Origin of the sequence: Sulfitobacter sp. 1A15299, from assembly GCF_043556915.1 — a bacterium.
GTDB lineage: Bacteria > Pseudomonadota > Alphaproteobacteria > Rhodobacterales > Rhodobacteraceae > Sulfitobacter.
Window position 1 is genome coordinate 265,932 of sequence record NZ_JBIFFJ010000002.1, and the last position, 11,229, is coordinate 277,160.

The 11,229-nt window shown below is 65.7% G+C and carries 10 protein-coding genes; all 10 read left to right on the forward strand.

The genetic code is table 11. The features are described from left to right. Nucleotides 1-102 precede the first annotated feature (102 nt). The 10 genes from xdhA (at nt 103) to ACGYK7_RS04540 (ending at nt 11,172) form a co-directional block, all read left to right on the forward strand. Nucleotides 103-1,494, forward strand: coding sequence for a xanthine dehydrogenase small subunit (gene xdhA / locus ACGYK7_RS04495; RefSeq protein WP_394399407.1), 1,392 nt, complete (start codon nt 103-105; stop codon nt 1,492-1,494). After that, complete coding sequence (xdhB, locus tag ACGYK7_RS04500) at nt 1,491-3,920, forward strand: xanthine dehydrogenase molybdopterin binding subunit (RefSeq protein WP_394399409.1); 2,430 nt, start codon at nt 1,491-1,493, stop codon at nt 3,918-3,920. The genes xdhA and xdhB overlap by 4 nt, the downstream gene beginning before the upstream one ends. Then, on the forward strand, nt 3,917-4,672 hold the full coding sequence (gene xdhC / locus ACGYK7_RS04505; RefSeq protein WP_394399411.1) for a xanthine dehydrogenase accessory protein XdhC: 756 nt from the start codon (nt 3,917-3,919) through the stop codon (nt 4,670-4,672). Before xdhB ends, xdhC begins: the two co-directional genes overlap by 4 nt. Then, nucleotides 4,669-6,186 carry an ABC transporter ATP-binding protein gene (locus tag ACGYK7_RS04510; protein WP_394399413.1) on the forward strand — a complete coding sequence of 506 codons (1,518 nt, stop codon included), beginning with the start codon at nt 4,669-4,671 and terminating at the stop codon, nt 6,184-6,186. Before xdhC ends, ACGYK7_RS04510 begins: the two co-directional genes overlap by 4 nt. 42 nt (nt 6,187-6,228) lie before the next feature. Then, on the forward strand, nt 6,229-7,311 hold the full coding sequence (locus ACGYK7_RS04515; protein WP_394399415.1) for an ABC transporter permease: 1,083 nt from the start codon (nt 6,229-6,231) through the stop codon (nt 7,309-7,311). After that, entirely contained in the window at nt 7,311-8,231 is a 921-nt protein-coding gene (locus ACGYK7_RS04520) for an ABC transporter permease (protein ID WP_394399417.1), read from the forward strand. Before ACGYK7_RS04515 ends, ACGYK7_RS04520 begins: the two co-directional genes overlap by 1 nt. A 70-nt stretch (nt 8,232-8,301) precedes the next feature. Beyond that, nucleotides 8,302-9,375, forward strand: coding sequence for a BMP family ABC transporter substrate-binding protein (locus tag ACGYK7_RS04525; protein ID WP_394399419.1), 1,074 nt, complete (start codon nt 8,302-8,304; stop codon nt 9,373-9,375). Between the two features lie 158 nt (nt 9,376-9,533). Further along, on the forward strand, nt 9,534-9,737 hold the full coding sequence (locus tag ACGYK7_RS04530; protein ID WP_394399421.1) for a hypothetical protein: 204 nt from the start codon (nt 9,534-9,536) through the stop codon (nt 9,735-9,737). Then, nucleotides 9,734-10,387, forward strand: a complete 654-nt coding sequence (locus ACGYK7_RS04535) for a DUF938 domain-containing protein (protein WP_394399423.1) — start codon at nt 9,734-9,736, stop codon at nt 10,385-10,387. The genes ACGYK7_RS04530 and ACGYK7_RS04535 overlap by 4 nt, the downstream gene beginning before the upstream one ends. Further along, nucleotides 10,384-11,172 (forward strand): GH25 family lysozyme, encoded by a 789-nt coding sequence (locus ACGYK7_RS04540; protein ID WP_394399425.1) that lies wholly within the window; start codon nt 10,384-10,386, stop codon nt 11,170-11,172. Before ACGYK7_RS04535 ends, ACGYK7_RS04540 begins: the two co-directional genes overlap by 4 nt. Nucleotides 11,173-11,229: the final 57 nt, after the last annotated feature.

An 11,229-nucleotide genomic window follows, 5' to 3' on the forward strand; every position in this document is an offset into this window, starting at 1 on the left:
GCCCCGCTAGCCTGACCTCTACCTCGCCCGCGCCCGGTTCTACGCCGCATCGAACCCCGCGCATGTTTACGGGCCACTTTGTACCGCGGCGGATGAGAACCAATGGACATCACTTTTCTTCTCAATGGAGAAGTCGTGTCGCTCTCCAACGTATCCCCCACCACGACATTGCTGGACTGGCTGCGCGAAGAGCGTGGCCTGACGGGGACCAAGGAGGGCTGTAACGAGGGCGACTGCGGGGCCTGCTCGGTCATGATCAGCGACGAGAGCGGGCACCGCGCGCTGAACGGCTGCATCCTGTTCCTGCCGCAGATCAACGGCAAGGCGGTCACCACGGTCGAGGGCATGGCCAGCGCCGACGGCGCGCTGCATCCGGTGCAGGAGGCGATGGTCTCCCATCACGGCAGCCAATGCGGCTTCTGCACCCCGGGTTTTGTCGTCTCGATGGCCACGGCGCATCTCAACGGTGCGACGGATCATGACGTACAGCTTGCCGGCAACCTCTGCCGCTGCACCGGCTACGCGCCGATCATCCGCGCGGCCGAGGCAGCAAAGAACAAGCCAGTGCCGGATCATCTGCGCAACCTCACAAACAAACTGGCGCAGGACATCCCCGCCCCCGCCAAGGCCGAGGGCGCGCCGCATGTGCAGCCCGAGAGTAGCGACGAACTGGCCGCCTGGTACCTCGACCACCCCGAGGCGACGCTGATCGCCGGGGCGACCGACGTGGGTCTCTGGGTCACCAAGGGCTTCCGCGATCTGGGCGCCGTGGCTTTCCTCAATCGCTGTGCCGATCTGCGCGGCATCACCGAGGACGAAACCGGCCTGCGCATCGGCGCCATGACAACGCTGACCGAGGTGGAGGCGAAGCTTTCCCCGCTGTTCCCCAGCCTGGGCGTGATGCTGCGGCGCTACGGTTCGACGCAGGTGCGCAACGCGGCGACGCTGGGCGGCAATATCGCCAATGGCTCGCCCATCGGTGATGGCCCGCCCGCGCTGATTGCGCTCGGGGCCACTTTGCACCTGCGCCGTGGCGACACCCGGCGCGAGATGCCGCTGGAGGATTTCTTCCTCGACTACGGCAAGCAGGACCGCGCCCCGGGCGAATTTGTCGAGGCGATCACCGTGCCGCGCCAAGAGGACACGCTGCGCTGTTACAAGCTGTCGAAACGTTTCGATCAGGACATCTCGGCGGTCTGCGGCTGCATCTCGATCACCGGCAATGGCTCGGAAATTCTCACCGCCCGCGTGGCCTTCGGCGGCATGGCCGCCACCCCGAAACGCGCCGCCGCGGCGGAGGGCGCACTCATCGGCCAGCCGTGGAGCGAAGACACCATCCGCAAGGCGATGGAAGCGATGACGCAAGATTTCACCCCGCTGTCGGACATGCGCGCCTCGGCCGCCTACCGGATGCAGGCCGCGCAGAACATGCTGCTGCGCTATTTCCACGATGCCAATGGCACCCCCACGAACCTAGCGGAGGTCTCGGCATGAGCGTTGCAAAGCCCCTTCCCCATGACGCCGCGAAGCTGCATGTCACCGGCGCCGCGCACTATGTCGACGACATTCCCACCCCGCGCGGCACGCTGCATCTGGCCTTCGGCCTCAGCCCCGTCGCGGCGGGCGATCTGACCGGTCTGGACCTTCAGGCCGTGCGCGAGGCCCCGGGCGTCGTGGCGGTGCTGACCGCCGACGACCTCGTGCATGATTGCGACACCTCGCCCTCGAACCATGACGAGCCGCTCTTGGCGACCGATCAGGTGCATTTCGCGGGCCAGCCGCTCTATCTGGTGGTGGCCACCAGCCACCTCGCCGCGCGCCGTGCGGCACAGCTCGGCAAGCCGCAGATCATCCCGCTCGATCCAATCTTGACGGTGGAACAAGCGCTCGACGCCAACAGCCGTTTCGAGGACGGCCCGCGCATTTACCAAAAGGGCGATGCCGAGGCCGCGCTCTCGAAAGCCACCCGCCGCCTCTCGGGGCAGATCGAGATGGGCGGGCAGGAGCATTTCTACCTCGAGGGTCAGGCCGCCATGGCGCTGCCGCAGGACAACGGCGACATGCTGGTGCATTCCTCGACCCAGCACCCGACCGAGATTCAGCACAAAGTAGCCCATGCCATTGGCCGCCCGATGCATGCGGTGCGGGTCGAGACCCGGCGCATGGGCGGCGGTTTTGGCGGCAAGGAAAGCCAGGGCAACGCGCTGGCGGTGGCCTGTTCGGTCGCTGCGGCAATGACCGGCAAGCCCTGCAAGATGCGCTATGACCGCGATGACGACATGATCATCACCGGCAAGCGGCATGATTTTCGCATCGGTTACGACGTGGGCTTCGATGACGATGGCCGCATCACCGCGCTCAACGTCACCCATTACACCCGCTGCGGCTGGTCGATGGACCTGTCGCTTCCCGTGGCCGACCGCGCCATGCTGCATGCCGATAACGCCTATCACCTGCGCGACATCCGCATCACCTCGCACCGCCTGCGGACCAATACCGCCAGCGCTACGGCCTTTCGCGGCTTCGGCGGGCCGCAGGGGATCGTCGGGATCGAACGGGTGATGGACCATATCGCGCATGAATTGGGCCTCGACCCGCTCGCCGTGCGTCGCGCGAACTACTACAGCGACAATGCCCACCGTCCGACCGAGGTGGAGAACACCGGCACCGCGATCGACAACCGCACCCCGCCGGATGCGGAGGCCGATTTATCGTCGCGCGGCGCGCCCCCTGCGCCCGACGCGGAACCGTCGATCCCGGCCACCCCCTCGGACGTGCAGACCACGCCCTACCAGCAGCCGGTCACCGATTGCATCATCAATGCCGTGACCGACCGTCTGGTCGAGAACTGCGACTATGACGCGCGCCGCGCCGCCATCGCCGAGTGGAACGCGAAGAACCCGCTTTTGAAGCGCGGCATTGCCATCACGCCGGTGAAATTCGGCATCTCCTTCACGCTCACCCACCTCAATCAGGCAGGCGCGCTGGTGCATGTCTATCAGGACGGCTCAATCCACCTGAACCACGGCGGCACCGAGATGGGGCAAGGGCTGTTCCAGAAGGTGGCGCAGGTCGCGGCCTCGCGCTTCGGCGTCTCGCCGGAACTGGTCAAGATCACCGCCACCGACACCGCCAAGGTGCCCAATACCTCGGCCACCGCGGCCTCTTCGGGCTCGGATCTCAACGGTATGGCGGCGCAGAACGCCTGCGACACGATCCGCGACCGTATGGCCGCGCATCTGGCCGAGCGCTACCAGACCACGCCCGATCAGGTGGTATTCGCCGACGGCATGGTGCGGATCGGCGGCGAGGAGATCACCTTCGCCGCCGCTGCCGCCTCGGCCTATGAGAACCGCGTCAGCCTCTCGGCCACCGGTTACTACAAGACGCCCGACATCGAATGGGACCGGATCGCCGGGCGCGGGCGGCCGTTCTACTACTTCGCCTATGGTGCGGCCTGCACCGAGGTGGTGATCGACACGCTCACCGGCGAGAACCGCATCCTGCGCGCGGACCTGTTGCATGACGCCGGCGCCTCGCTGAACCCCGCGCTCGACATCGGCCAGATCGAGGGCGGCTACGTCCAAGGCGCGGGCTGGCTCACGACCGAGGAACTGGTCTGGGACGAGACCGGCACCCTGCGCACCCATGCGCCCTCGACCTACAAGATCCCCGCCTGTTCGGACCGCCCGCCGGTCTTCAACGTGACGCTCTGGGACCAGCCGAACCCGGCGCAGACGGTCTACCGCTCCAAGGCCGTGGGCGAGCCGCCCTTCATGCTGGGCATTTCGGCCTTCATGGCGCTGTCGGATGCCGTGGCGGCCTGTGGCCCGCATTACGGCGACCTGCAGGCACCTGCCACGGCCGAGGCGGTGCTCGCGGCGGTCGGGCGGGCGCAAAACGGCGGATCGGCAAAATGACCGCGATCTTCGTCGAGGTCACCGCCACGCGCGGCTCGGCCCCGCGGGACGCGGGCACGGCGATGAAGGTCACGCCCGAGACGATTGCGGGCACCATTGGTGGCGGCGCGCTGGAGCATCAGGCCATCGCCCACGCCCGCGCGATGCTGGCCGAGGGCCGAACCGAAGATACCCAGACCCTGCCGCTCGGCCCCGGTCTGGGCCAGTGCTGCGGCGGTGCGGTCAGCCTGCGCTACACGACCACGCCGCGCCCCTTGGACGCGGCTACCCCCCTGCCCCTGCCGGACGTGCAGAGCGAGGTGCCGCTCTGGCTCTGGGGCGCGGGGCACGTGGGCCGCGCGGTGGTGGCCGCTTGCCCGCCCCGGGCCTTCGAGATCACCTGGATCGACAGCGCCCGCGACCGTTTCCCCGAAGACATCCCGCCCCATGTCATCGCCACCCCCGCCGCCGACATGCCGCGCCTCGCCGCCCATGCGCCGCGCCAGACGCATCACCTGATCTTCACCTATTCCCATGACATCGACCTCGCGCTTTGCGCCGCCTTGCTCAATCGCGGCGCCGCGAGCATCGGGTTGATCGGCTCTGACACAAAAAAGTCACGGTTTTCCCGCCGCTTGCGTGACATGGGGTTGGATCCCTCTGGCATCACCTGTCCAATTGGCGATAAATCGCTGGGCAAGCTGCCTGCGCAAATTGCCCATGGCGCGCTGATCGCCCTCATCGCCCGGACCCAGACAAAGGTTTCCGCATGACTAATTCACTTCTCGACCTCACCGGGTTGACCAAGGCCTACCCCGGCGTCGTCGCGAACGATGACGTGTCCCTGCGGATTGCCCCGGGTGAGGTTCACGCCCTGCTGGGCGAGAACGGCGCGGGCAAGTCCACTTTGGTCAAAATGATCTACGGGCTGGTCAAACCAGATGCGGGCCAGATGCTGATGCGGGGCGAAAGCTTTGCCCCCACCGACCCGCACGCCGCACGGCAGGCGGGTGTGGGCATGGTGTTTCAACATTTCTCGCTTTTCGACGCGCTCAGCGTGGCGGAAAACATCGCGCTTGGCATGGAAAACCCGCCGCGAATGCGTGAACTTAGCCAACAGATCCGCGATGTGTCGGACACCTACGGCCTGCCGCTTGCGCCGGACCGCACCGTCGGCGACCTCTCGGCGGGGGAACGTCAGCGGGTCGAGATCATCCGCTGCCTGCTGCAAGAGCCGAAACTGCTGATCATGGACGAGCCGACCTCGGTTCTGACGCCGCAAGAGGTTGAAATCCTGTTCAAAACCCTGCGCAAACTCAGCGCTGAGGGCACCGCGATCCTCTATATCTCGCACAAGCTCGAAGAAATCCGCAGCCTGTGCGACAGCGCCACGATCCTGCGCTTGGGCAAGGTCGTCGGCCATTGCACCCCGCGGGAGACGTCGGCCCGCGACATGGCCGAGATGATGGTGGGCTCTGCGCTGAAAACCCCCACCCGCGACAGCAAGGCACCGGGCGAGGTGGCGCTGACGCTGAACAACCTCTCGGCCCGGTCGGCTCATGCCTTTGGCATGCCGCTGCGCGATATTTCCGTCGAAGTGCGGCGCGGCGAGGTGCTGGGCATCGGCGGCGTTGCGGGCAACGGGCAGGACGAACTACTCAACGCGCTGTCGGGCGAAACACTGGTCGGCGCGGGCATGATCACCTTTGACGGGCGCGACATTGGCCTGCTCGGCCCCACCGCCCGCCGCGCGCTTGGCGTCTTGACCGCCCCCGAAGAGCGGCTTGGCCATGCCGCCGTGCCGGATATGTCGCTGACCGAGAACGCCATGCTGACCGGGGCCGCCCGTGAGGGGCTGGAGCGCGGCGGTATGCTCGACTGGGGCAAGGCCCGCAGCTTTGCCGAGAAGATCATCAAGACCTTCGACGTGCGCACCCCCGGCCCCGCCAATGCGGCGCGCTCGCTTTCGGGCGGCAACCTGCAGAAATTCGTCATCGGGCGCGAGGTGCTGCAACGGCCCGAGCTGCTGGTGGTGAACCAGCCCACATGGGGGGTCGATGCCTCTGCCGCCGCCGCGATCCGGCAGGCGCTGCTCGATCTCGCCTCGGGCGGGACCGCCGTGATCGTCATCAGCCAAGACCTTGATGAGCTGATGGAGATTTCCGACAATTTCGCCGCCCTGAACGAAGGCCGCCTGTCGCCGTCTCGCCCCGCGCAGGGGCTGACCGTCGAAGAGATCGGCCTGATGATGGGCGGCGCACATGGTATGGAGGTCGCGCATGTCTAAGCCGAGCCTCGCCTCTTTCACTCTGACCATTGGGGGTGATCTGTGATCCGCCTTGAAAAGCGTCCGCAGCCCAGCCGGGCCCTCTCGCTGTCGACACCGATCATGGCGGTGCTGGCCACTTTCATCTTTGGCGGGCTTTTGTTCGCGGCCTTGGGCAAAGACCCGATCGAGGCGCTGCAAACGATCTTCTGGCAGCCCCTGTTTGGCGATTACGCCTTTTACTACCGCCCGCAACTGCTGATCAAAGGCGCGCCCTTGGTGCTGATCGCCATCGGCCTCAGCCTTGGGTTCAAAGCGGGCATTTGGAACATCGGGGCCGAGGGGCAGTATATCATGGGCGCCCTCTTTGGCGCGGGCGTGGGGCTGGCCTTCTACCCGCTTGAGGCGTGGTATATCTTTCCGCTGATGGTCCTCGCCGGGGCGCTTGGCGGTTGGCTCTGGGCGATGATCCCGGCGCTTCTCAAGGTGCGGTTCGGCACCAATGAAATCCTCGTCTCGCTGATGCTGGTCTATGTGGCGGAACAGTTCCTTGCCTCCATGTCATTGGGATTGCTGAAAAACCCCGAAGGCTACGGCTTTCCCGGCTCGCGCAACCTGCAACAATACGCTTCTACCCATAACGCCGAACTCTTTGCCGGTTCCGGCATGCACTGGGGCGTGGTCGCAGCACTGATCGCGGTGATCTTTGCCTATGTGCTGCTGGCGCGGCACCGGCTTGGCTTTGCCATCCGCGTCACCGGCGAGGCGCCGCGCGCGGCGCGCTTCTCGGGCGTGAACCCGGCGCGGCTGGTGCTGTTTTGCCTTGGCACCTCTGGCCTGCTCGCCGGTCTTGCGGGCATGTTCGAGGTCGCTGGCCCCTCGGGTCAGGTCACCATCGACTTTAACGTGGGCTATGGCTTCACCGCGATCATCGTGGCCTTCCTTGGCCGTCTGCATCCGATCGGCATCCTGCTTGCCGGGGCGCTGATGGCGCTGACCTATATCGGCGGGGATATCGCGCAGTCCAACCTCGGCCTGCCCGCCGCCGCCATTCAGGTGTTCCAAGGCATGCTCCTGTTCTTCCTGCTCGCGTTGGACGTGTTCACTCATTACCGGCTGCGCTTCGGCGCGGCGGAGGCTGCCTGATGGATCTTTCCGCAATCAACCCGCTTTTGTTCGTCGCCGGCTTCCTCGTCGCCGCGACGCCGCTGATCTTCGCCGCCATCGGTGAACTGGTGGTTGAGAAATCCGGCGTGCTGAACCTCGGCGTCGAAGGCATGATGATCACCGGCGCGATCTGCGGCTTTGCCACCGCGGTCGAGACCGGATCGCCGATGTTGGGCTTCGCCGCCGCCGCCGCGGGCGGTGCCCTGCTCAGCCTGCTCTTCGCCTTCCTGACCCAAGTGGCGCTGGCCAATCAGGTCGCCTCGGGCCTGTCGCTCACGCTCTTCGGTCTCGGCCTCTCGGCCCTGATCGGGCAAAGCTACGTCGGGATCAAACCGCCACGTCTGGGTGACATCGACTTCGGCCCGCTGGCCGACATCCCCGTGATCGGGCCGATCCTTTTCACCCATGACATCATCCTCTACCTCGGCATCGCGCTGGTCGCCGGGGTCTGGGCGGTGCTGAAGTTCACCCGCGCGGGCCTGATCCTGCGCGCGGTGGGCGAAAGCCACGACGCGGCCCATGCGCTCGGCTACAAGGTCAAACGCATTCGCACCGCCGCGATCCTCTTCGGCGGTGCCTGCGCGGGCTTGGGCGGGGCTTACATCAGCCTCATTCGCGTGCCGCAATGGACCGAAGGCATGACTGCCGGGATCGGCTGGATCGCCCTCGCCCTCGTCGTCTTTGCCTCATGGAAGCCATGGCGCGCGCTTTTGGGTGCCTATCTTTTCGGCGGCATCACCCAGTTGCAGTTGAACTTGCAAGGCGCGGGCGTTGCCATTCCTGTAGAGTATCTGGCAATGTCGCCGTATATCATCACCATCATCGTTCTGGTGGTGCTGTCGGCCGACAAAAGCGCCGCGCCGGCGTCGCTGGGCCGTACCTTCCACGCCTCGAACTAGGGGCATCACGTCACGCGGCATCGCCCGCACATCAAGCCCCGGCAAGGGGCACGCAAACAGGGGAAACCTCATGAAACTATCCACCCTTATGACCAGCGCGGCCCTTGCGCTCGGCCTTGCTTCGGGCGCTGTGGCCCAAGACAAGACCAAGGTCGGCTTTGTCTTTGTCGGCCCCGTGGGCGACGGCGGCTGGACCTATGAGCATAACGAAGGCCGTTTGGCCGTCGAAGAAGAGTTCGGCGACAAGGTCGAAACCGTCTTCGTCGAAAGCGTGGCCGAGGGTCCCGATTCCGAACGTGTGATGACGCAGATGGCGCTCGACGGTGCCGACCTGATCTTCACCACCTCCTTTGGCTACATGGACCCGACCATCAACGTCGCCAAGAAATTCCCCGATGTGAAATTTGAGCACGCTACCGGCTATAAACGCGCCGACAACGTCTCGACCTATTCCGCGCGTTTCTACGAAGGCCGCGCCATTCAGGGCCACATCGCGGGCTCCATGACCGAGAGCAACATCATCGGCTACATCGGCTCCTTCCCGATCCCGGAAGTGATCCGCGGCATCAACTCCGCCTATATCCACGCCAAGAAGGTAAACCCCGACGTTCAGTTCAAAATCGTCTGGGCCTACACCTGGTTTGACCCGGCCAAGGAAGCCGACGCCGCCAAGGTACTGATCGAACAGGGCGCCGACGTGGTGCTGCAACACACCGATTCCACAGCCCCCCAAGCGGCTGCACAGGAAGCGGGCAACGTGATCACCTTTGGCCAGGCCTCCGACATGGCGCAATATGCGCCCAAGCCGCGCGTGTCCTCGATTATCGACAACTGGGCGCCCTATTACATCGACCGCGTCAAAGCGGTGATGGATGGCACATGGGAAAGCCAAGACACATGGGACGGCATCGGGCCGGGCATGGTCGGCATTGGTGAGATCTCCGACGCCGTGCCCGCGGAGGTGAAAGCCGAAGCGCTGGAACTGAAAGACAAGATCGCATCGGGCGAATACCACCCCTTCACCGGTCCGATCAACAAACAGGACGGCTCCACATGGCTGGCCGAAGGCGAGACCGCAGATGACGGTACGCTGGCGGGCATGAACTTCTATGTCGAAGGCATCGAAGGCACCATTCCTGAGTAAGCCACACCGGCTGACAGGCGACAGGGGCGCACGGGCAACCGCGCGCCCCTTTTTCGTCGCCGTCCCGGGCGGGGCTCATGCGCGCAGCCCCGAGCGCCCCGCCGCCTGCCCCCCGCAAAGCCATTGCGCACAGGCAAAGGCCATGCCACCAATCTTGCATGACCCAGATGCTCACCAGCCGCGATAGCACCCCAGCCTGCCGCTGCGCCCTCGGCGTCACGCAGTTTGGCGGCCGCACGGCTGCAACAGCCTCTTGCGTGATGTTCGACGCCCGTATCGAGGCCGGGATCGCTCATTTCAGCACGCCTGCTGTGGTTTGGGCGGCAGCACATGCCACCAACCGGCTGGAAGTGCAGGCATGAACCGCCTGCCCCCCAATGCCAGCGTCGCCGAAGATGCAGGTGGCGACCGCCTCTTCGCCCCCGCCGCCGCACGCAATCTCGACGCGCTTTGCGACCTGCTCACCACCCACGCCCCGCCCCGGGGCCGTGCGCTGGAAATCGCCAGCGGCACCGGTCAGCATGTCGTGAGCTTCGCCCAACGCCTGCCGGGCCTCAGATGGCAACCCAGCGACATCGACACCGCCCGCCGCGCCAGCATCAACGCCTATGCAGCCGAGGCTGCTTTGCCCAATATCGCGCCCGCCCTGCCGCTCGACGCGACCCAGCCCGGCTGGGCGGGCGAACACGGCCCCTTTGACCTGATCATGCTGGTCAATCTGCTGCATCTCATATCGCCCCCCGCCACCCGGTGCCTCATCGATGAGGCCGCCACGGCCCTCACCCCCGGCGGCACGCTGATCCTCTACGGCCCGTTCAAACGCGGCGGCCTAACCACCTCCCCCGGCGATACCCGCTTTGACGCGCAATTGCGCGCCGCCGACCCCGCGATCGGCTATAAGGACAATACCGAGATGGCCCGCTGGCTCAGCGATGCAGCCCTCAGCCCGATCGACGAAGTGGACATGCCCGCCAACAACCTCGCCTTCATCGCCAGAAAGCCCAGCCCATGATCCTCCGCCGCGCCCTGATCCTGTCGCTCCTCGCCCTCGCCGCCTGCGGCAGCCCCGGCAGCCCGCCCCCGGCGGCCCCGGGCGTGCTCTTCCCCGCCGCCTTCGGCGACAGCGATCCGGTGAGTTTCAAAGGCCGCACCCCCGCCGCCTACCCCGTCCACGGCATAGACGTGGCCCGTTTCCAAAAGGATATCGATTGGAACACCGCCCGACGCGCGGGCGTGAACTTCGCCTTCATCAAAGCCACCGAAGGCGGCGACCTCAAAGACACCAACTTCGAAGGCCACTGGCAAGGCGCGGGCCAAGCGGCCGTGAAACGCGGCGCCTATCATTTCTACTACTTCTGCACCCCGCCCGAGGATCAGGCCCGCTGGTTCATCCGCAACGTACCCAAAACAAGCGGCATGCTGCCCCCGGTGCTCGACATGGAATGGAACCCCTTCTCCCCCACCTGCGCCCATGTCCGCCCGCCCGCTGCAAACGTCCGCGATCAAATGCGCCGCTGGCTGGGCGTGGTCGAAGCGCATTACGGCCAACGCCCGATCATCTACACCACACCCAAATTCTACCGTGAGAACGACCTTGGCCGCTTCCAAGAATACGACTTCTGGCTGCGCACCACCGCCAAGACCCCAGCCGAAGCCTACCCCGGCCAAACATGGCGCTTCTGGCAATATAGCGCCACGGGGATCGTCCCCGGCATCGGCGGCGACGTGGACCTCAACGCCTTCTCCGGCAGCCGCGCAGACTGGCAAAACTGGGTCGCCACCCGCGCCCTGCGCTAAAACCAGCGGGGGAGCGCCCCTCCCCCTCCTTCATCCTTTTTCAAATACCTCTGCGCC